This window comes from uncultured Dialister sp. (genome assembly GCF_937959425.1).
Taxonomy (GTDB): domain Bacteria; phylum Bacillota; class Negativicutes; order Veillonellales; family Dialisteraceae; genus Dialister.
Map to the genome: position 1 here is coordinate 1 of NZ_CALGPS010000171.1, position 21,670 is coordinate 21,670.

14 protein-coding genes are annotated in these 21,670 nt (G+C 52.9%); 6 read left to right on the top strand and 8 right to left on the bottom strand.

The window, feature by feature from the left end:
• Positions 1-60: 60 nt before the first annotated feature.
• The 3 genes from Q0482_RS06985 to fsa all read right to left on the bottom strand — a co-directional run bounded on the left by Q0482_RS06985 (position 61) and on the right by fsa (position 3,498).
• On the bottom strand, positions 61-1,074 hold the full coding sequence (locus Q0482_RS06985; protein ID WP_299144993.1) for a uroporphyrinogen decarboxylase family protein: 1,014 nt from the start codon (positions 1,072-1,074) through the stop codon (positions 61-63).
• Between the two features lie 278 nt (positions 1,075-1,352).
• Positions 1,353-2,678, bottom strand: a complete 1,326-nt coding sequence (locus tag Q0482_RS06990; RefSeq protein ID WP_299144995.1) for an MATE family efflux transporter — start codon at positions 2,676-2,678, stop codon at positions 1,353-1,355.
• Positions 2,679-2,850: 172 nt separating this feature from the next.
• Complete coding sequence (gene fsa / locus Q0482_RS06995; protein WP_297000760.1) at positions 2,851-3,498, bottom strand: fructose-6-phosphate aldolase; 648 nt, start codon at positions 3,496-3,498, stop codon at positions 2,851-2,853.
• A 295-nt stretch (positions 3,499-3,793) separates the two neighbouring features.
• On the opposite strand from fsa, the gene Q0482_RS07000 reads away from it, so the two are divergent.
• From Q0482_RS07000 to Q0482_RS07010, 3 genes are all read left to right on the top strand, one after another.
• Positions 3,794-4,753: a LysR family transcriptional regulator gene (locus Q0482_RS07000; protein ID WP_299144997.1), complete on the top strand. Its 960-nt coding sequence runs from the start codon at positions 3,794-3,796 to the stop codon at positions 4,751-4,753.
• A gap of 52 nt (positions 4,754-4,805) precedes the next feature.
• Complete coding sequence (locus Q0482_RS07005; protein ID WP_299144999.1) at positions 4,806-5,639, top strand: formate/nitrite transporter family protein; 834 nt, start codon at positions 4,806-4,808, stop codon at positions 5,637-5,639.
• Between the two features lie 133 nt (positions 5,640-5,772).
• Positions 5,773-6,471 carry a hypothetical protein gene (locus tag Q0482_RS07010; RefSeq protein ID WP_299145001.1) on the top strand — a complete coding sequence of 233 codons (699 nt, stop codon included), beginning with the start codon at positions 5,773-5,775 and terminating at the stop codon, positions 6,469-6,471.
• Positions 6,472-6,920: 449 nt separating this feature from the next.
• Here Q0482_RS07010 and Q0482_RS07015 read toward each other — a convergent pair whose 3' ends face one another.
• The 4 genes from Q0482_RS07015 to tatA form a co-directional block, all read right to left on the bottom strand.
• Entirely contained in the window at positions 6,921-8,681 is a 1,761-nt protein-coding gene (locus tag Q0482_RS07015) for a diguanylate cyclase (RefSeq protein WP_299145002.1), read from the bottom strand.
• Positions 8,682-9,059: 378 nt separating this feature from the next.
• Positions 9,060-9,683, bottom strand: coding sequence for a hypothetical protein (locus Q0482_RS07020; RefSeq protein ID WP_299145004.1), 624 nt, complete (start codon positions 9,681-9,683; stop codon positions 9,060-9,062).
• A 152-nt stretch (positions 9,684-9,835) separates the two neighbouring features.
• Entirely contained in the window at positions 9,836-10,558 is a 723-nt protein-coding gene (gene tatC / locus Q0482_RS07025; protein WP_299145006.1) for a twin-arginine translocase subunit TatC, read from the bottom strand.
• Positions 10,555-10,758, bottom strand: a complete 204-nt coding sequence (gene tatA / locus Q0482_RS07030) for a twin-arginine translocase TatA/TatE family subunit (protein WP_299145008.1) — start codon at positions 10,756-10,758, stop codon at positions 10,555-10,557. Before tatA ends, tatC begins: the two co-directional genes overlap by 4 nt.
• A 288-nt stretch (positions 10,759-11,046) precedes the next feature.
• Here tatA and Q0482_RS07035 point away from each other — a divergent pair, with 288 nt between their 5' ends.
• Entirely contained in the window at positions 11,047-12,207 is a 1,161-nt protein-coding gene (locus Q0482_RS07035; protein ID WP_299145010.1) for a twin-arginine translocation signal domain-containing protein, read from the top strand.
• A gap of 65 nt (positions 12,208-12,272) precedes the next feature.
• Here the strand turns inward: Q0482_RS07035 and Q0482_RS07040 are convergent, their stop codons facing one another.
• Positions 12,273-13,439, bottom strand: a complete 1,167-nt coding sequence (locus Q0482_RS07040; protein WP_299145012.1) for an MFS transporter — start codon at positions 13,437-13,439, stop codon at positions 12,273-12,275.
• Positions 13,440-13,938: 499 nt separating this feature from the next.
• Here Q0482_RS07040 and Q0482_RS07045 point away from each other — a divergent pair, with 499 nt between their 5' ends.
• Positions 13,939-17,355, top strand: a complete 3,417-nt coding sequence (locus Q0482_RS07045) for a PD-(D/E)XK nuclease family protein (RefSeq protein ID WP_299145014.1) — start codon at positions 13,939-13,941, stop codon at positions 17,353-17,355.
• Between the two features lie 266 nt (positions 17,356-17,621).
• Positions 17,622-21,479 (top strand): helicase-exonuclease AddAB subunit AddA, encoded by a 3,858-nt coding sequence (gene addA, locus Q0482_RS07050; protein WP_299145016.1) that lies wholly within the window; start codon positions 17,622-17,624, stop codon positions 21,477-21,479.
• Positions 21,480-21,670 lie beyond the last annotated feature (191 nt).

A 21,670-nucleotide genomic window follows, 5' to 3' on the forward strand; every position in this document is an offset into this window, starting at 1 on the left:
AGGTAAATCCACGATGCTACAAATGTGAGGTCACTTCATATTATCTAGTACACTATCCCACTATTTCATCTTCCCCTCTATTTCTTCCTTTGCCTTTCTCACAAAGGAAAGCATTTCTTCGTCCAGGGGGTAGCGGATGACGCAGCCCGGGGAGAGGATGACTTTTCTGCCGCCGGTCTGTTTCAGGGTTTCATAGATTTCCCTTTCGATTTCATTTTTACGATGATTCGTAATATCCATCCGCTCCAGGCCTGCCATAATGCACTTGCCGGTCAAAAGCTGTGCTTCTCCGATTTCCGGCAGGGATTCCCAGGCGTGCCAGTTAAAAATCTGCACCGGATATTTTCGGAGGAGGGGGAACATAATATTTTTTCCATGGGCATGGAGCACATTGCACCAGCCGGAGGAGGCGGAGAGCACTGCCAGGTCATAGGGCATGCCGTACTCCCGGTAGAAGGATTCTTCCGTCAAATCGTAGGAGGAAAGCTGGGTGGCAAAGAAAATGCCGTCAGCCCCCAGTTCGATGACCCGCTGCACCAGGGCGCAGGTGGTTTCCGTAATGGCTTTCAGCCCTTCTTTAACTTTATCTCCATGGCCCATCCGGATGTGCTCCATCATGGAAGGGCAGAGCTTATTGGCCGTGGTCAGGGGGCTGAACACCGTAAATACCACCGGCACTTCTCCCTTCGTTTTGTTCAGAAGAAGCTTCAGGTACTTCTGCTCCCTGGCCAGGGCGCCGGCATTGACGGAAACGGGCTTGACCTTCAGCCAGTCCTCCGGCTCCTTCACCGGCGTATCGGTGATTTTGGCCACGCCCCCTTTGGCAATGTCGCTGAAATCGGTGGTAACGCCGAAATCTTCTACGCTGTACATGCCGTTATTCATGGTTTTCAGAATATCCACATCATATTTTTTATAGAAATCGTAGGTATGCTCTGCATTGCGTGCAGGATCCAGATCAATTCCGGGCAGATGGGTCCACAGGGAATAGGGCACATGGTCCACGGCGTCTCCATGAATGGCCGCCTGGATTCGTTCCTTCTTCGTCATGGCAGAAATGATTTTCTTTTTCATAGGATACCTCCTTGGAGATAAGGCGGCTTTGCCGCCGGGTTTAAAAGGGAAGGTTCTCAGGTTTGACACAGACTGCAGCTGTGAAGGTTGTGGTATCGCCGCCAAAGGCAGGCGATGATTATGAAGTCAGCGTTACGTACTTACCTTCATCGTCATTCTAAGGATAATGAAGAAGCAAAGCGGCCAACGGACAGCGGATAGCCGACAGCTGGCAACCAACAGCCGTTCCACTGTCCCACTGTCTCACCAGCTCACCAGCCCACCAGCTCACTAGCTCACTAGCCCACTAACCTGTACCCCTTTATGATACCATACCCGTCTGCCAGGGCCCAGCCGATGGGGATGGATAGCCAGATACCTGTGACGCCGATGTCCGGGATGGAGGAAAGGAAGTAGGCCAGTACTACCCGAGTGCCCAGGGAGAGGATGGTAAGAATGACGCTCATGCCGGCCCGTTTGATGGCACGGTAGAAGCCGTAGAGCATGAAAAGGATACCGATGCCCAGGTAGCAGCTGCCTTCAATGCGAAGATAGTGGGCCCCCACGGCAATGACCTCCGCCGCCGTTTCCGGTACGAAGAAGCCCATAAGGGTGGGTGCCAGAAAAGATACGACAGCACTGGCAAGAAGGGAGAAAAGAAGAATCATCTTTCCTGCGGTAATGATGCCCTGGCGGATTCGTTTCCTATTTCCTGCGCCGTAGTTCTGGGCCACATAGGTGGAAAAGGCATTGCCGAAATCCTGGAGGGGCGAATAGGCAATGGTGTCGATTTTCACGCCCGCTGCAAAGGCGGCCATGACGGTGGTGCCGAAGCTGTTCACCAGCCCCTGCACCAGAAGGATGCCGAAATTCATGATACTCTGCTGCAGGCTGGTCAAAAGGGAAAGCTCCGACATGTCCCGGAAGACCTGCCTGTCCCACACCATGTCCTTCCTGGAAATATGGAAATCTTTCCGGAAGAGAAAACAGTAAAGGAAAATGCCAACGCCTGAAACATACTGGGAAATGACGGTAGCCTCTGCCGCACCGGCCACGCCCCATTCCAGGTACACCACGAAAAGAATGTCCAATGCCACATTCAAGAGGGATGAAACGATGAGGAAAAGAAGGGGCGTCACCGAATCTCCCACCGCCCGAAGAAGGGCGGCGCCGAAATTATAGAGAAATACTGCCAGAAGTCCCGAAAATATCCACCACAAATAGTCCCGGATATAGGGAATGACCTCAGATGGTACCTGCATGAAGGATATGAGGCCGTCCAGAAGAATATAGACAGCGCCATTCATGATGATAGTCAGAAGTCCGATGGACAGGAAGGAAATGAAAATGGACTGCTTCATGCGGTCATAGTTTTTTCTTCCGAAGCAGAAGGAAAAGTAAACGCCGGAACCCATGGAAAGGCCTATTAATATGGATGTAAGGAAAATCATGAGGGTGTAGGCGCTCCCCACCGCCGCCAGGGGCGCTTCTCCTAAAAATTTCCCCACCACCAGCGTATCCACCACGTTATAGAGCTGCTGGAATACATTGCCCGCCATAAGGGGCAGGGAAAACAGCAGGATTTTCTTAAAAACAGGACCGGTTGTGAAATCAATATGTCTCATTTTACCCCCTGCAGCCTGCTTCCTCTGCAGCAGGCCGCCATGTTACGGATTTTTATATATTCATTATAGTAGGGCCCTTTGAAAAATGAAATGTTTACTGCCTATGATGCCTGCCCAGAGATATAAAAAATGACCTTCCCTGCATGAGGGACGGTCATTTCTTTTGCTATGCTTATTTCATGTTGGCTTTGGCCCAGTCTGCCTTGAATCTGGCAATGCCGTTGTCAGTGAGCGGATGTTTCATGGCATCCATGAGTACCTGGAAAGGAACGGTGGCAATGTCGGCGCCGGCCAAGGCACACTGCATAATGTGCTGGGGCTTCCGGATGGAAGCGGCAATGATTTTCGTTTCAATGCCGTGCAGTTCAAAAATTTCAGAAATGGTCCGGATGAGTTCGATGCCATCCCAGCCAATATCATCAATACGGCCTACGAAGGGGCTTACAAAGGAAGCGCCTGCCCGGGCAGCCAGCAGTGCCTGGTTGGCGGAAAATACAAGGGTCACATTGGTGCGGATGCCCAGTTTCTTCAGGCCCTTTACAGCTTTCATGCCTTCCGGGGTCATGGGGATCTTTACCACTACGTGGGGATCCAGGCCGGCCAGCACCTTTCCTTCTTCAATCATGCCTTCCGCATCATCAGCCAGTACTTCTGCGGAAATAGGGCCGTCCACAATGGAGGCGATTTCCTTAATGGTGGCATGGAAATCCTTTCCTTCCTTGGCAATCAGGGAAGGATTGGTGGTTACACCGGAAATAAATCCCATGTCATTGGCTTTGCGGATGGCTTCTACATCAGCGGTATCAATAAAAAATTCCATTTGCATTTCTCCTTTATTTAAAATCCATATGATACATTTTCACACTAACCGCCCCTTCTGTCAATGGTAAAATCAGAGGCGTCCTGCTGTCTTCAGAGCATCCCTGTCTTTTTATAGAATATTTTTATAGATAGTCCATGATAATTCCTTTCCCTGCAATGAAATCCCACAAAATCTATACTTTTACATTTTTGATAGAATGAATTAATTCAATGTATCGCTAATTTCTAATGCATGATATTTTCGATTGATTGATTATTAATAGAGTAGAGTGTATAATTGAATAGAAGTATCTATGTTATTTCATTTATATTCCAATATTGGAACTGAGGGGGATACCATGAAATTAACGCTCCTCGCTTTGAGCTATTTCCAGAAAACAGCCGAGCTGCAGCATCTGACCCGGGCCGCAGAAGCCCTTCACATTTCCCAGCCTTCCCTTTCCCACACCATCAAGGTGCTGGAAACCGAACTGGGTGTGCCTCTTTTTTCAAGAAGCGGACGCAATATCGTACTCACCAAGTACGGCGAAATCCTTCTCCGCCACACGAACCGCATTATGCAGGAACTGCACGGTGCTCAGAAAGAACTGGCGGACACCAAGGAAGCCCAGAAGCTGACCGTTACCATTTCTCTCTTTGCAGCCTCCATGATTATTCCGTCCTTCCTGACTCGCTTCCGCCAGGAACATCCGGATATCCGCTTTGAAATCCTCCAGCAGCACAATAAGCCGGGGCAGCAGAGCCAGAACCATGTGGATCTGTTCCTGTCCTCTTCCATCAACCCCATCGAAAACGACCACTCCGTCACCCTGCTGAAGGAAGATATTATGCTGGCCATGCCGGACACGGATCCCCACGCCCGGAAATCCTCCGTCAATCTGGATGAATTTGAAAAGGCAGGATTCATTTCCCTGGAAGCCGGCGCCAGCCTTCGTACCATCACCGATTTCTACTGCCGCATGGCGGGCTTCATCCCCCACGTGGTACTGGAAAGCGACAGTCCCATGACAGTCCGGGAATTCATCCGGGCAGGCCTGGGCGTATCCTTCGCTCCCCGCATCACCTGGCACGGCGTAGGCGGCGACCATGTGGCCCTGGTACCCATCGCCTCCCCGAACTGCCAGCGCTATATCAGCCTGTCCTGGAAGAAAGGGGAAAAACTGTCTCCGCCGGCAGAAATGCTGAAGAAATACATTATCGACAACTTCTCCGACTTCGCCAGAGAATACGCCGGCCTTCCGCCGGAAAGATAAGCACAGACAGGGAGCTCACGCTTCCTGCCTTTTATTTTGAAAAGGAGTCCCCATGAAAGAAACCCCTGCTTCCTTCGAGGAAGAAATGAAACAGTCCAAAACAAAGGTAATTGTGGAGGAATATGAGAAACTGTCCTCCTCCCTGATTTTTGAAATCATCCGCCACGATGGAGAAAAGGAACTGGACCGGGCCACGGTGCCCCTCATTTTCTCCGCCCTGGCCGCAGGACTTATGATTTCCTTCTCCTTCTATTTCCGCGCCGTCCTTGCCATGTACGCCGGCCATACCGCCTGGACCGATGCCATCAGCGGCATCGGATACACCACCGGCTTCCTCATCGTCATTCTGGGAAGGCTTCAGCTTTTCACGGAAAATACCATTACCACCGTGATTCCCTTCTTTGAAAGCCCTTCCTGGAAAACCCTCCTTCGTATAGGGCGGCTATGGGCCATCGTCCTTCTTTCCAATATGGCCGGTACCCTGCTTTCTGCCCTCTTCATGACCTCCTCCTGTTTTGCATCGCCGGAAATCACATCCTTCCTTCTCTCCACCGCCCACCACATCATGACCCCCACTCCCCTGGAAAATATTTTCAAAGGGATTCCCGCGGGCATGCTCATTGCCGCAGTGGTCTGGATGATTCCCATGTCCCGAGGCTTTTCCTTCTTCACCATCTTCACCTTCACCTACTTCATCGCCATCGGCGGTTTCGCCCATGTGGTGGTAGGCTCCGGAGAAGCAGCCTACGCAGTGCTCATGGGTGATTCTTCGGTTTACGACTATTTCTTCCGATTCCTGATTCCCACCGGCCTTGGAAATATCATCGGCGGCACCGGCATCTTCACCCTGCTTGTCTCCGCCCAGGTCAAGGTGGAAAAGAAATAACTTTTTAAAGACCCTTTTGCGAAAAAGGGGCTTTTTCTTTCTCCCCGGCGCCTGGCTCCGGTTGATGAATGGAGCCATATGGGTTATAGTGTATAAGAACAAAAATTCACGAAATCGAAGGTAAGGAGACCCCATGAAAAGAAAAATAGAAATGGAAGAAGAAAGCCTCTTCTCCCAAACCGATATGGCTCCGGCGAAAAAGAAAGAAATTCCCAAAGCCGCTTCCCCCATGCGCCCTGCAGAAGCAGCAGCCACCCATGCATGGAAAGAGAAAATCTGGGAATTTGACCTCACAAAGCCCTCCCAGTGGATGAAGGACACCATGAAAGAGGACATGCTGAAAGAGGGATTCGGCAAAAGGGAAGCCAATAAGGTTTTCAAAGGCCTTTTCTTTAAGGAAAAAATCTGCAACACCCGCACCCAGGCCATGGAATATCTGAAAGCCGTTCCCACCTCCTACGCCGTTAAATACAAAATCGGCATCGCCCCTTCCCCTAAAATGGTTTCCCTGAAAAAGCGTCTCCATGAAAAGGAAGAAAGACTTGCCACCTACACCAGCGCGCAGAATGAGAAGAAATTTACCGCCGCTTTCGTTTCCTGCCCCCACTGCAAATCCAGGGTGAACCGGGACTTCATCCACCCGCCCCTCTGCCCGGTGTGCGGAAAGGACATGCGCTCCGACACCGCAGTCAAAACCATTACCACCCTGGAAGAAACGGTGAAAGACCTGAAGAAGCGGTATGAAGACACCGCCCGGAAATATAACAGCAAATTCACCGGCGGAGAAAAATGGATTATCCGCCTGGTGAATCCCCTGTATGAGGGGAAATGAGGTTCAGCGCCCTTCAAGCGCTGAAGGGTTCAGAAGGTACAAAGGGTTCTTAAGATTGACCGGCCTAAAGGCCGGAGGGTTCTCAGGTTTGACGGGCCTATGGCCCGAGGGTTGTGGTATCGCCCTGCGGGCGATGAATATAAATGCCGCTTAGCGTCCCCCCTTCCCGCCCTGCGTGTCATTCTGAGCGCCAGCGAAGAATCTCAGTACTCGAAGCGTATGAGACAATCGGTAGTAAATACCTGCCCTGCGGGAAGGAGCCGCTGCTGGGCATAACCGATATTAAGCATTGTGCAGGGAGATTTCTCGACTCCGCTTCACTGCGCTCGAAATGACAGGAACGCGAATGTGTCAAAGTGCCGTTAGTGATTCCAACCAGCCCACTAAACTATCCCAGGTCCCAAAAACTCCCACTCAAAAATCCGTCACCCAAAGGGATGACGGATTTTTTACATGAGGAAAATGGTATTCTTTCCGCGGAATTTGGCCTGGTAGAGGGCGCTGTCCATTTTATGGTAGAAGGATTCGAAGGTCTCTCCTTCCCTGGCCTGGGTGACGCCCAGGCTGGCGGATATGGAGTTTTTATCAGGACAGGCCACTCTTTCCTCTATGGTTTTCCGCAGGGTTTCTGCCAGAGCGGCGGCTTCCTCTTCCTCCATTCTAGGAAGAAGGATAACGAATTCATCGCCACCCCACCGGCCTATGTAGGCATTGGGCGGTGATTTTTTGGAAAACACGCCTGCCACCTCCTGCAGTACCCTGTCACCTGCGCCATGGCCAAATTCATCATTGATTCCTTTGAAATTGTCAAGATCCACCATAATGGCTGTAAATACATGGTGATTCTTCTGCCTGTCATCGGTGAGTTCGTGAAGGATGGATTCCACACGGCCCCGGTTCAGAAGGCCCGTAAGGCCGTCATGGGTCGCCACGTAGACCAGTTTCCGATTCACTTCCTCCAGACGGCGGTTTGCCTGCTCCAGTTCTTCCGTAGACCTGGCTATGAAGGAGGCCAGCCGCTGTATGGTGGTCATGGTTTCCGTATGGAAAACGATGCCTTCCGATGACTTTTCTTCCTGCCTCATCCCGTTTTCCTCTTTTTCCCTGAAAGCAGCAGCCACCAGGGTCATGTTGAGGGCCGATGTCCTGCCGCCGGAGCGGCTGATTTCGCCATGGGAATAGCCGCCGCATACAGGCGCCAGGGCTCCATAGGGCGCCAGCACCTGGTTCGTATCTTCCTTCAGGAAAAGACGCCTGGTAATGCAGGAAAAAATAAGGATTCCCTCCGGTGCAAAAGTCCGGAGCTGTTTCGTGTTCTCCTGGCAGCGGGCGATGATTTCATTGGGATCCCCGTAGGCCAGCCTTACCTTTTCCCCTTCAAAGCAGCTGGCTGTCATTATGAGGCTCCCGTCATCCCTGCAGGCCGCCGGAAGCCTGGCCAGCATGCAGCCCTTTCTCATAAGAATCAAAGGGAAGGAAATCAGCTGCTGCCCGCCAAAATCGGATTTCTTCATTTTCAGATATTTCTCATACACCTGAAAAGCAGGCAGGCCGTTCAGTTCACGAATCACCTTGTCCCCGTCAATGGCCGTAATGGTCATCACCTGTCCCAAAGGCTGCCAGCCCAGGTTCTGGGACACCCGAATTTTCACCTTCCCTGCAAAGCATACTGCCACAATGGCCTTTCGGGAAATGAAATCATTGCCAAAGACGCAGGTATCATCGCCGCCGGTATAGGCATCGGCGCCGCCGCCGAAAATGGCCGTCTCCGGCGGCAGGTGATCCAGCTCCGTAAGGAAATCATCCACATCCACCGTAGAAAGGGTGGTAAATATTTCCACCCCCGCCAGATTTTTGATACCGCTGAAACTTTCCAGCGCCCTTTCTCCTGCCTCGCCGAGAGTCAGGGCGCTGATGTCATAGCAGTGCACCGACACTTCCGTATCTTCAAAGGAAAGGAAGGCAAGTACGCTTTTCCCCAGTACCATGCGTCCGTTCCGAATACCGCCGGAAGCGGACATGCCGGCAATGGCCGCTTGGGGAAAGGCCTTCCGCAGTATCTGTATACTCTCCTCCACTTTTTCCAAATCGTTGGACTCATGATAAAGGGTAATAAAAAGCCCCGCCTTTTCCCTTCGTTCCTGCCGGAACCGGTCGATTACTTCTTCCAGTTCATTTTCCCCATAGAAATCATACACATACTGTTTCATGCAAAGCCTCCTGATGAAACCGGTGTATTTCACGTATCCATCAAATGATGGTATCCTGCTTCAAGGCATGCCTTCTGTAGGGAAGCGCTGATTCATTCACTGTTTGCTTTTATTCTTGAATTTTTATGCAATGCAAGGAATGGGACGACGCAAATAGCAAGCTATTAAAGGAGTCCCATGACGAAGCAGTACATAAAAATTCTTATAAAAGCAGACTCTATGAATGAATCAGTGCTTCCCTAAATCCTCAGCCATGCCGCTCTTATACTTACTATAGCACAAAAACAGAATAAATTAAAAGCATATGTTAAGAAATCAAAAAGAGAAGGCTGCGAAGAAATGATCCAATTTCTTCGCAGCCTCTTTTGTCTGGAATTCTCAAGATTTCGACCAGGACTCATTCTTATATTTTGTGCCGGTTCGCGGGTCAAAACCGTTATTTTTGTTATACCCTTTACCCTCTACATAGGACAGATTATAACTGTCTCCGTTTCTTGTAATCCCCACGCCATACCAGTCTATATCAGACTGGTGAACAGAAGCTTTACTGTAGGAGCCTTTCGTGTCCACCGCTTTCCAAAGACCGTCAAACCCAACCTGGTTTGCCTTGTTCCCATAGCTCTTCCCATTCACTTTAGTTTGTCCATATACAGCTCCATTCACAAAACTATTGTCAAGCTTCGTGCCCGGTTTATTTTGAGCAAGAAGATATACGGTGGTTTTGTCATCCATCACCAGTACCCCGTTCTTAATTGCATCTTTCAGAAGCTCTGCCATATGGTCCGCATAGTTTCTGTCATCATTCCTGGCCGCTGCTTTCTCCGCTTCCTCTTTTGCCTCTTCCTGGCTCTTATTCACCTGCTCCAGCAGACTGCCTGCATGGTTGAAAACGGCGGAAATGTTGTCCCCATACCCCTGGGTGTAGATAAAGCTTCCGATTCCTACCACCAGTGCCAGCATGAGGGCGTACTCAATCAGGTCCTGTCCTTTCTGCCTCCACATTTTTCTCACCTCTTTACTGTATCCCTATTTTGAAAACGATTTCCAACTATCTTTATTTTACCATTCCCCTATATATAAGTCACTATCATGCTTTTTTCTTTTATAAAAAAGCTGCCCTGCAGAGGCAGCTTGTAAAAACCAGGAAATATAAACTATCGGTTATGAGACCTTTCCATCATTCCTATGATGTGGAGGGAGATTTCATAGAGAAAAACAGCAGGCAGCGCCAGAAGGGACTGGGTGAGTATATCCGGCGTAGGAGTAATCACCGCCGCTAGAATGAAAGCAGCCAGAATGACAAACTTTCTCCCCCTTTTCAGTGTCTTTTCCTTCACCAGCCCTGCCAGGGCAAGGGCCATCATGAGAAGGGGCAGGTTAAACATGACGCCGAAGGGCAGAATCAGGAGAAGCACAAATTCCAGATAGCTTTCCATGGAGAGCAGGGGCGTAAAGTTTTCCCCGCCGAAGGCCATGAGGAAATGAAGGCTTTGGGGCATGACAAGGAAATAGGAGAAAGCAATGCCTCCCAGAAAGAGAGAAACGGAGAGGGGCACGAAGAAGAGGGTCCAGGTTTTCTCCCTGTCTGTCATGGCGGGCAGGATGAAGCGCCAGAACTGGAAAAACACCACCGGCGATGCCAGGATGAAGCCGGCAATGAGGGCTGTCTTCATGTAAATCACAAAGACCTCCGCCGGCCGGGCAAAGTAGAGATGGCCTGCCGGGGCAGTAAGGAAGGAAATGAGATTTTCTATAAAGCATAGACAGAGGACTGTCCCTGCCAGCACCGCCGCCAGAGAATAGAGGATCCGCTTCCTGAGCTCTGCCAGATGGCCGGTGAGAGGCATAGCTCCTGCTGCTTCACCGGGAACTGTCATTTTTTAGCACCTTCTGTCTTGACTTCCGCCCCTTCCACCTTCACAGCCACCGTTTTAGGTTCATCCATGTTCACCGCTTCCTTGAATTCATGCATGCTCCTGCCAAGAGCCCTGCCGATGTCCGGCAGCTTACCGGGGCCAAATACGATAAGGCCTATCACCAGGATGAGAAGAAGTTCAGGAATTCCGATACCAAACATAAGAATACCTCCTTTGGAAATACAAGAAATGGGATGAATCATCTCCCGTTCCATTCATCATAAGGGGCATTCTTTTCTGTTTCGTCAAAGCTTTTTATAATATCTGTCATATTCTGCCAAATTTCTGCAAATTAGCAGAAATTTGACATTTTTTATCCTCTTTTTTCTCATCCTTATTTTTCCCTTTGCAGGGCCTCCTTACACTGATAGGAAAGCAGGAAGAAGTTCCCTTTCCCCTGCACCGCCGGAAAATTCCTATCCGGCTTCTATGATAAGGAGGATGAATGTATGAGTGAACCCATGATGAAAGAACCGATTTCCAGAAGGACATTCCTGAAACTGGCCGCCGGAAGTACCGCCGGTGCCCTTTTATTCCATTTCCCCTTCCAGGCATCAGCTGCTGAAGAAACAGCCAAATCGCTGGAAATCATTCCCTGCGCCCTTTCCGCCCTGCCTGCCGCTGAAGCATCCGCCAAAAGCTCTCCCCTGGTGAAAGGCTCCTATGAAGACATTCTCCGGCTGGCAGGCACCATCCGTAACAGCAGCTTGAAATCGGCCGTTCTTTCCATGATTCATAATCCCCGCCCCACCTTCATGGAAAACTACAGCTCCTCCGCCCGCATTCAGCAGACCTACAACAAGCTGGTGGAAAGGAAACTGGCAGACCCCTCCAAAATTTCCGCCGAAACCCTCTTTCCTCCCCTTTCCGCCAGCCTGCAGCCATTCATGACCGCTCCGGGAAGCGGCTACATGAGCCACCATCCCTACCCCGGCGGTCTTGCCACCCATGTATGCAGCAACCTTCATATCACTGCCGGCATCTGCCGTACCTATAAGGACGTCTTCGGCTATGACGTAGATTACGACACCGCCATGGCAGGGCAGGCCCTCCACGACATCGAGAAGCCCTATGTCTTCCAGTGGCAGAAGGACGGAAGCTCCCGTAAGGAATACACCCTGGCCGGTCAGGGCGCCCACCATGTACTGAGCATTGCAGAATCCATGACACGAGGCATTCCTCCTGAGGTGGTGGTGGCCCAGGCCTGCGCCCATGGCGCCCCATCCAACCCGAAGGATGAAACGGACGTAGTGGGTTGGATTAAAGCGGCTGCCCTCATTGCAGGGAAAGACCCTGTCCGGGCAGGATACCTCAGAAAAGACGGAGAAGGCCTCCCTGTTCCCCATAAGCAGGAAGGATATATCGTCCACCTGGGTGACCATGACTGGGTTCTCACCTCCCCTGCCTCCCAGAAGTCCATTGCCATCCTGAAAAATACAGCCTCTTCCCTCTATGGAATCCATGCAGATAAAAATCCGGAAGCCTTCAACCGCTTCCGCAACTACGTAGGATCCCAGGTATCCTTCATGTACATCAACCACCTCTCCTCCTTCCCCCACGGAGAAGAGCAGATCGAAGCGCTGGTCAGGAAAATCATCATTAAAGACTGACCGCACTAGAAAAGAGCAGGAAAGAAATGATTGACATTTCTTCCCTGCTCTTTTTTTCATTGCTGTCAGGAAAGGCTTCTCCTCCAGAAGAAATAATAAACAAGGCCCAGAAGGGAGGAGGAAAGGCAGATTACGCCGTACATGAAGGGATAGCCGAAGGCATTGGCCGCCATCCCCAGAAGGGCTGCCGCCAGGCCTACGGAAATATCCAGGGACCAGAAATAGGTGGAAGTGGCAACCCCTGCCCGGGAAGGCGGTGCGCTCTGCACAGCCAGGGTTTGGAAGGCAGGAGCCAGAGCGCCGAAGCCTGCGCCCAGAACAGCGGCGGAAAGAAGAAGCACCGCCAGATTTCCTGCCAGGCTGAAAAGGACAAAGCCTGCGGAAAAGAGAAGAAAGCCGGGATACACCGTAGCATTGGGGCCGTGATGGTCGAAGAGGTACCCCACAAAGGGACGGGTTACCACGATCACCAAGGCAAAGACAAGGAAGAAAAGGCTGGTGCTGCTGCCAAGTCCCAGGCTTCTGGTGTACATGGGGATAAAAGTAAGCACCCCGCCGTAGGCAAAGAACACAAGGCCTCCGAGGATGACGGAAGGGAGCGCCCTTTTTTCAATGAAATCGCCTAAATGAAATCCTGCCCTCTTCCTTTCGCCGGGAAGAATCACCGCGGAAGGGAGCTTCTTCCCGTTGCCTGCGGCTATGGCGCCTAAGGCCAGAAGTGACAGGAAAATAAAGAGGGGATGGGCACCCAGATAATCCATAATGAGGAGGCCCACCAGAGGCCCGATGACCATGGCCATATTGCCGCACACCGCAAAATAACCGATGCCCTCTCCCTTGCGCCTTCTTGGCAGCACCAGCGCCGCCATAGCCGCCGACGCCGTAGTGCCCAGAGCAAAGACGGCACCGTGAATCAGACGGAGAAACCACACCACATGAAGACTGGAAGCAAAATAAAAGCCGACCATGAGAACGAAAAATACGAGAGATGCCCCGAAGAGGAGCTTCTGCTTGTTCACCCCGTCAATAATCCGTCCGGCCAGAGGCCTGCAGAGCACCGTGCCGATCTGGAAACAGGTCATGGCCATGCCTGCCTCCCACTGCCCCTTCCCCAGGTCGTCCATAATAAACACGGGAAGGGCGGCGATTAATATGTATTGGGACATAAAATAAAAGAAATTCGTGAGCCCCATTCCCACGAATTCCCGGGTCCAGATTTTATTTTCAGACATAACATTCCTTTCATAATTACGACAGCGAAGTATTTCTATTGTATCACAAATGTGCGGAAAGTAAATAAAAATATAGGTTCATAGAGAAAGGTTCTTAAGATTGACGGACCTTTGGCCCGAAGGTTGTGGATTGACGCCGACGGGGCAATGAAGTTTATATGCCGCTTCGCGGCGGGACGTTATGCACTTCCCGCCAGGCGTCATTCTTGGTGCAGCGAAGAATCTCAGTTCCTGCCGTTAGTGACACAAATATTGGTAAATGCCAATTAGCGAGAAGTCTGACGTCTGACCGTCTGATGTCTGATTGTCTGATTATCTGCCGCCGATGGCCTCTTTCGGGAATACAGTCCCCCGCAGCCAGCGAGCAGCGGCCAGCTGCCTCACTGTCCCACTTTCTCACTGTCCCACTTTCTCACTGTCCCGCTGTCCCGCTGCCCCGCTATCGTCCATCATATATAGTATAATAAAGTTGTCATATAATGCAGAAAGGATGGTTACCATGGGACTACACTTTATATTCGGCCGGGCAGGCACGGGGAAGACAGAACGGTGCTGCCGGGAAATCCGGGACTATGTACTCTCCGGCCCTGACCGGAAGGCTTTTCTTCTGGTGCCTGACCAGGGCACCTACACGGCGGAGTACCGGCTGGCAGAGTCTTTTCCTGGCAAAGGATTTACCAATGTGACGGTGTGCGGCTTTTCCCGTCTGGCCTACCGGGTTTTCCAGGAGCTTCATTCTCCTGTCAGCGACGCCCTGTCCCCTTTAGGGCAGCAGATCATCCTGCGCCGCCTTATGGAAGACCACAGGAAAGAGCTGAAGATGATTTATAAGGCCGCTTCCCATCCCCATTTTTCCGAGGAGCTTGCCAATTTCTTCCACCAGCTGGATATGTTCCTGGTATCGGAGCAGGATTTGGAAAGTGCAGCCGAAGCCCAGGGGGATACGCCCCTTGGCAGGAAGATGGCGGACCTGACCCTTTTATACCGCTCTTACCATGGCTACCTGAAAGACCACTTTGATTACCAGGGCAGTCTTTTTGACCTTCTGGCCAGGGAAATCCCCAAGTCTCCCACCCTTCGTTCCTCCCGTATCTGGATCGACGGGTTCAACGGCATGGCGCCTCAGAAAATCCGCATCGTTTCTGCCCTTCTGCACACCGCCGAAGAAGTGACCATGACCCTGCAGATGGATAGGCCGGCAGATGCAGCTGTAAATCCCAATTTCGCCCGTCCCTTCCATCTTTTCAACCTCCTTTCCAGAGAAGAGGGCCATTTCTCCTCCATCACCCTTTCTGAAGACCTGCGATTCACATCCCCTGACCTCAGGGCTATGGCCCGCTTTTTCTTCAACCGCCGGGCGGAGCATTCGCCCCTGCCGGAAGAAAAGCAGCCCCTCCCTGACGAAGGACTCCACATAGTTACCGCTGCCCACAAGGCGGAGGAAGTGGATTTCATTTCCCGTACCATCCTTTCCCTTGTGAGGGACCAGCACTTCCGCTTCCGGGATATTCTGGTGCTCCTTCGGAATCCTGAAAGCTACGACGACCTGCTGGAGCGATCCTTCAAGCGGTACAACATTCCCGGATTCATCGACCGAAAGCATCCCATGAACAGCCACCCTCTGGTGGTGCTTCTTGACAGCCTGGTTCGCTTTCTTACCGCCGAATGCAGCAGAAAAAACAGCGGCTGGCAGCGGGAAACCCTTTTCCGCCTGCTGAAAGCGGGGCTGCTCCCGGACTGGCCGGAGGAAAAGGTGGACCAGCTGGAAAATTACGTCCTTTCCCACGGCATCCGCCCCTGGCAGTACCATGAGAAATGGGAATTCCGCACCTACCGGGACCTGGATGCCCCGGCTCCTGCCCTGTCGGAAAAAGAGCAGGCGGAGCTCGCAAAGGTGAATGAATGGCGCCTTGGCCTTACCGCCCTGCTGGACGGTCTGGTGAAGAAATGGCAGGAAGCGCCCCTTCCCAAAGACCGGTGCCGCCTCCTTTACCAGTGGCTGATGGAGGAAAAAATTCCTGACACTCTCTTCCGCATGGATGAAAAGAACGCCCTCCATACAAATCTTCGGCCCCACCTGCAGGTATGGAAGAAAATCCTCTCCCTTCTTGATGAAATCGTCCATACCGCAGGAAATGACCGGATTTCCGAAAAGAGCTTTCTCTCCATCTTCGAAGACGGCCTTTCCGCCCTTACCTATTCCACCATCCCTCCTACACTGGATCATGTAACCGTCACCGGCATGGACCGGGGCTATGCCATGGAAGCGCCGGTGGTCTTCATTCCCGGCGCGGTGGAAGGAGAATTTCCCCGCCGGGTGGAGGAAGGGGGCTTCTTCACGGAGCTGGAGCGGCAGAAAATCTACAGGGACAGCCGTCTCATCTTCGGAGAAAGCCTTCTCCAGGAGGTACACAAGGAACAGTTCTTTACCTACCTGGCCCTCACCAGAGCGAGGAAGGCCCTCTATATCACCCTGCCCTCCGTAAACGATGACCACAATGACACAGAACCCTCTTTCCTCATTTCCCAGCTCCGCCGTCTGGGCTACGCTTCCGAATCCCGCACCCTGTCACCGGAAGACTGGCAAAAAGACCGCTCCTATTTCGCCAATCCCGCCCAGGCCCTCTCCCTTCTGCCATCCCTTCTTCGTGAAAAAATCCCGGACAGCACTTCCCCCTGGGCAGCCCTTGTGAAATGGGCCAGGGACAGGGGATATGGAAAAGACGTGGACCAGGCCCTTTCCGGTTTCCGGTATAAAAATGAAGTGCCGCCCCTTCCCAGAGATCTGGCGGACAAACTCTTCAAACCGGGAGGCCGTTTCTTCGGCTCCGTCACCCGCTTTGAAAACTACCGCCGCTGCCCCTACATGTACTTCATCCGCTACGGCCTTAAAATCGACAAAAGGGATGAAGGGGAAATGGAAGCCCTGGACTTCGGCAATTATCTCCATGCCGGCCTTCACCAGTTCGGCCAGGCCCTCAAAAAGGAAAAAAAGCAGTGGCGGGACGCCACGGACGAGGACATCAAGACCATTTCCTCCTCCATCGCCTCCCGCCTGGCCCCCAAGGTTCATTACGGCGCCCTCCACGCTGACGGCGCCTCCCGCTATACCGAAAGGGCACTGAATGAAACCTTCCGCCGCTCCCTTTCCTCCCTTCGAAAGTGGAGCCAAAACAGCTCCTTTGACACCAAAGCACTGGAAAAGGAATTTTACCTTCATATAGCCGGTGAAAGGGACACCTTCACCCTGAGCGGCAAAATCGACCGCATCGACAGCTGCGGAGACGCAGTGGCCATTTTCGACTATAAAACAGGCCGTACCACCGCCACCCTGCAGGAAGCAGCGGCTGGACTCAAGCTCCAGCTCCTTACCTACCTTCTGGACGTGGAAGAGGAAGGGGGCGGAGGCCTCCTGCCTGCCGCCCTCATGTACATCTACCTCTCCGGCGACGTAAAGAGCCTTCCCGCCGTGCCGCCCGGCGGGGAAGTGCCGGTCAAAGACAAGGATAACACTTCCGGCTGGATTCTTTCCGACCCGGATATGCTTCGCCGCCTTGACAGCGCTGCCGGAGGAGATGACTCCTTCCTCCCTGTAAGGATTTCAGGAAAAGGAACCATCACCCAGACCGCCGCCACACTTTCTGCCGAAGATTTCCGGAATCTCCTTACCATGGTGAAAAAGAAACTGCTGGAAATCTACCACAGCATGGAAAAAGGAAATATTCCCATCCGCCCGGTGCGCTACAAAAACCAGGTGCCCTGTACCTACTGCCCCTACCACGCCATCTGCCGCTTCGACCCCAAGGGCGAAGGAGAAAGCTATGACTATGTAAACCTGCCATCGGACAGAGAGCTGAAAAAACAGCTGGCGGAAAGGGCAATGGACAGGCCCGAAGGGCCTGAGGGGGAAGGTTGACGGGGCCTGCGGCCCCGAAGGGGCTTTGCCCTACGGGCAAAGGGTTGTGTGCGCTTCGCTCAAGGGGCGACAGCCGCTTCGCGGCTGAAGGTTATGGATTGCCGCCGGAGGCGGCAATAAGTATATATGCCGCTCTGCGGCGAAAAATTCTGATGTCTGACCGTCTCACGTCTATCGGCTCTTTGCATTCAGGAATATAAGCCGACAGCCGATAGCGGTAAGCCGACAGCGGACAGCCGTCCCACCTCACTGAAAGGAGAAATACTATGAGTAATCATTGGACAAAAGAACAGGAAGAGGCCCTTTCGGTGAAGGGGAGGAATCTTCTTCTTTCCGCTGCAGCAGGCAGCGGAAAGACAGCGGTTTTGACAGAGCGGATTGCCCGGCTGGTGAAGGATCCGGAAAACCATATCAATATGAATGAGCTTCTGGTTCTCACCTTTACCAAAGCCGCTGCCAGCGAAATGAAAGCCCGCATTTCCGCCGCCCTGGCGGACGCACTGAAAGAGGCGGACGAGGCGGATGATGAGGCGCTCATGGGCCATCTGGAAAAGCAGATTTCCCTTCTGGGAAGCGCCCAGATTTCCACGCTGGACTCCTATTTCCAGTCCCTTATCCACCAGTATTTCTACCTCCTGGATTTAGACCCGAAGATGAGGATTCTCTCCGATGAAAATGAGGAGTTCCTTCTGGAGGATGAAGTGCTGTCCGCTGTGCTGGAGGACTGGTATGAAAAGGGAGACCCCCATTTTCTGGACACGGTGGATCTTTTTGCCGACCGGTACCAGGATCACGGGCTGAAGGAAATGGTCCTCCGCATTTTCCATTTTGCCTGCTCCCTCCCCTTCCCCGACGACTGGATAGCCCGCCTTCCCTCCCATTACCGGATTCCCGAAGGGGCTTCCATGGATGACCTTCCCTGGGATAGGCCGGTGCTGGACAAGCTCATTTCCCTTTCTGAAAAAATCATGGATTCCTACCGCCAGATGTTTGCAGTCATGGAGGAAAGCCCTGCCGCCCAGGCAGTATACGGCACCCAGCTGGGCAATGAGTACGCCTACTTTTCCACCCTGGCTTCCATGAAGAGCTGGAGGGACTGGTTCTCCCTGCCGGACTTTGCCTTTGACCGGCTGAAGGGCATGTCGAAATCCCAGGCAGAGGCCTATCATTTTGCCAAATCCGCCGATTTCACCAAGTCGCCGGAGGCGGAAACCATCAAATCCCTTCGGGATGAAGCAAAGAAAACCTGGCAGAAGCATATATCCCCCTTTGTGCGGATTTCTGAAAAGCAGTGGCTTAAAGAAACCGGCGCCATGCTGCCTACGGTCACCGTCCTTTCCCGCCTCGCCCTGGATTTCTCCCGGGCCCTGAAAGAAAGGAAAAAACAGGAAGGGCTCATGGACTTCAACGACATGGAGCATTATGCCCTGGACATCCTCCTGGACAGAGACAATCCCGATTTCACGCCGGAAAAGGCAGTCCTCTTCCCCTCGCCTGCCGCCCTTGCCATCCGAAGCCGCTACAAGGAAGTAATGATTGACGAATACCAGGATACCAACGGCGTGCAGGAACTGATCACCGCCCTGGTGTCCGACGGCCATAACCGCTTCATGGTAGGAGATATTAAGCAGAGCATTTACCGCTTCCGCCAGGCAGATCCCACCATTTTCCTCGAAAAGTACAGGGAATATTCCAAAGACGAAGACGCCCCCTCCCGGCGCATCGACCTGAACCGGAACTTCAGAAGCGACAAAGCCATCCTTTCCTCCATTAATTTCCTCTTCCGCCAGCTCATGACGAAGAAAACACTGGAAATGGACTACGGAGACACAGAGGCCCTCTATGCCGGGCGGCACGAGGAAGCGCGGCCGGACAGCTATGCCGGCGGCAGCGTGTCCATGGAGCTCATCGATCAAGGGGACATGGATGAAATGGACGCCCCCGATGACCTGAAGGATATGGAAAATATGACTCTGGAAGGAAGGCTCATGGCCCTCCGTATTCATGAAATGATGGAAAGCGGAAAGACAGTCATGAATAAAGACGGCACCTTCCGCCCCCTCCGATACGGCGACATGGTCATTCTCCTCCGCTCCATCGCCGGTAAAGGCCCCCAGCTCATGAAGGTGCTGGAAGAAGAGAACATCCCCGCCGTTTCCGACAAGGAAGAAGATTTCATGGAAAACAGCGAAGTGGAAATCCTCTGGGCCCTTCTGAAAATCCTGGACAATCCTCTCCAGGACCTGACCCTGGCGGCGGTACTCCGTTCCTTCTTCGTGGGACTGGACGAAAAAGACCTGGCCCTCCTTTCCCTGGAAAAGGAAAGGCAGGGAGAAACCCATCTGTGGCCCCTTCTGTCCTCCCATATCCTTTCAGAAGACAAAGAAGAAAAACTCTCCCGTTTCCTTACCCATTATAAGGACTGGCGGGAAAACGGCATGGGCGACGGCACCGCCCCCCTCCTCCGGCGCATTCTGGGAGACACGGACTACCTCACCTATGTATCCGGCCTCCCCGGCGGCAGCTGGCGGGCAGGCCATGTGCTTTCCTTCTACCACCTGGCCCTGGAACGGGACAAGACCCCAAAAAGCGGTCTCTACTCCTTCCTGAACTACCTGTCAGAACTGAAAAAGGAAGACCGCCCCTTCAAATCCATGGCGGTCGCCGCCATCCCCGACTCTGTCCACATTATGACCATCCATAAGAGCAAGGGCCTTGAATTCCCCATCGTCTTCCTGGCCGATGCCCAGAAAGGCTTCAACCTTCGGGACACCTGGCAGACCGCCATCTGCCACAAAGATCTGGGCCTGGGCATCCAGTACTATGACAAGAAACATAAAGTCCGCTGGCCCAGCCTGTACTGGTACGCCCTCCGGGAAGCCTCCCGGAAGGAAAACATGGCGGAAGAAGCCCGCCTTCTCTATGTGGCCATGACAAGGGCCCGGGACAAGCTCTTCATCGTGGCTTCAGAAAAAGATCTGTCCCGGGATTTAGACCGCTGGACCACCTCCCTTGCCTCCTCCGGGAAGGCAGTACCTGCGCCCCTTCCTGCCCACCTGGTTTCCAATGCCAAATCCTTCCTGGACTGGATCATGCCTGCCGCCCTGCGGCACCGCACCATGAAAAACGCCTGGGACATGGCAGGAAAAATCCCGGCCTACGAAAATGACGCGCCCTCTGACTCATCCCTCTTTACCTTCACCGTCACCGGCCAGCAGGATCTTCTTACAGAAGAAGAAAAAGCGGCCCTAGATGAAGGAAATACAAAAGCCCTTCTTCCTTCTCCCAAAGAAGAAAACCGGGAAGAGGTAAGAGACCTTTCCTATTTCCTCACCCACCTGCCGGAAGAAGCGCCCCCCTGGATGGACGCCCAGCTCTCCTGGCGCTACGACCACCCCGGCGCCCTGGATACCCCGGCCAAACTCACCGCCACCGCCGCCGTACATCTCCGGGAACTGGCGGAATACAGGGCAGCCGATGAAGAGCCCCTGCCTTCTGCCATCCTGGCTGACGACGGCGACGATGCCCTGGACGCCGACTACGCCGCCCCGCCCCTTTTCATGGCAGGCGAAGAGACAAAATATGAGGGCACCTCCTTCGGCACCCTCATGCATAAGGCCATGGAAATGATCGATTTTACTGCGGTTCCTGCAGAGCCCGAAGCTATCGAAAATACCCTCCGCCGGCTGGTGGAAAAAGGCGTATTCACCGAAGAGGAAGGGAAAATCCTTCTTTCAAAGAGGAGGAAACCTGCTCCCCTTTCCGACCTCCTTGCCTTCGCCAGAGGCCCTCTGGCGGAAAAAATGAAAACCGCCTCCCTCATCCGCAAGGAAATGCCCTTCTCCATCCTCCTTCCCGCCTCCTCCTTCTATCCGAAATGCGAAGAAGGAGAAAGCATCTTCCTCCAGGGCGTCATGGACTGCCTTCTGGAGTATGAAAAAGACTTCATCATCATCGACTACAAAACCGACCGTACCATGACAGAAGAAGAACTGAAAGAGCACTACAAGATCCAGCTCCAGGTCTACGGCGAAGCAGCAGAAAAACTGCTGGGCAAACCGGTATCCCACCTCTACCTCTGGTCCTTCACCTACGGGAAAGCTATCGAAGTGGAGAAGAGGTAAAAGGGCCGCAGAGCGGCCTTACGCCCTTTGGGCGCAAAGGTTCTTAAGTTTGATGCGCCTGCCGGCGCAAGGGTTCTTAAGTTTGACAGCGTCCTTTGGACGCTGAGGGTTGTGGTGGCGGCTCCGCCGCAAGTTTATATGGGCCGCTTTGCGGCCCGGGTTCAGAGGGGTCAGAGGGGTCAGAGGGGTCC

Coding starts and splice junctions, on each gene's coding strand:
- Q0482_RS07015 (WP_299145002.1), bottom strand. CDS start 8,681: ATGAAACAGTATGTGTATGATTTCTATGGGGAAAATGAACTGGAAGAA.
- Q0482_RS07000 (WP_299144997.1), top strand. CDS start 3,794: ATGTTATTTCATTTATATTCCAATATTGGAACTGAGGGGGATACCATG.
- Q0482_RS07005 (WP_299144999.1), top strand. CDS start 4,806: ATGAAAGAAACCCCTGCTTCCTTCGAGGAAGAAATGAAACAGTCCAAA.
- addA (WP_299145016.1), top strand. CDS start 17,622: ATGAGTAATCATTGGACAAAAGAACAGGAAGAGGCCCTTTCGGTGAAG.
- Q0482_RS07020 (WP_299145004.1), bottom strand. CDS start 9,683: ATGTGGAGGCAGAAAGGACAGGACCTGATTGAGTACGCCCTCATGCTG.
- tatA (WP_299145008.1), bottom strand. CDS start 10,758: ATGTTTGGTATCGGAATTCCTGAACTTCTTCTCATCCTGGTGATAGGC.
- Q0482_RS07035 (WP_299145010.1), top strand. CDS start 11,047: ATGAGTGAACCCATGATGAAAGAACCGATTTCCAGAAGGACATTCCTG.
- fsa (WP_297000760.1), bottom strand. CDS start 3,498: ATGGAATTTTTTATTGATACCGCTGATGTAGAAGCCATCCGCAAAGCC.
- Q0482_RS07045 (WP_299145014.1), top strand. CDS start 13,939: ATGGGACTACACTTTATATTCGGCCGGGCAGGCACGGGGAAGACAGAA.
- Q0482_RS07010 (WP_299145001.1), top strand. CDS start 5,773: ATGAAAAGAAAAATAGAAATGGAAGAAGAAAGCCTCTTCTCCCAAACC.
- Q0482_RS07040 (WP_299145012.1), bottom strand. CDS start 13,439: ATGTCTGAAAATAAAATCTGGACCCGGGAATTCGTGGGAATGGGGCTC.
- Q0482_RS06985 (WP_299144993.1), bottom strand. CDS start 1,074: ATGAAAAAGAAAATCATTTCTGCCATGACGAAGAAGGAACGAATCCAG.
- tatC (WP_299145006.1), bottom strand. CDS start 10,558: ATGACAGTTCCCGGTGAAGCAGCAGGAGCTATGCCTCTCACCGGCCAT.
- Q0482_RS06990 (WP_299144995.1), bottom strand. CDS start 2,678: ATGAGACATATTGATTTCACAACCGGTCCTGTTTTTAAGAAAATCCTG.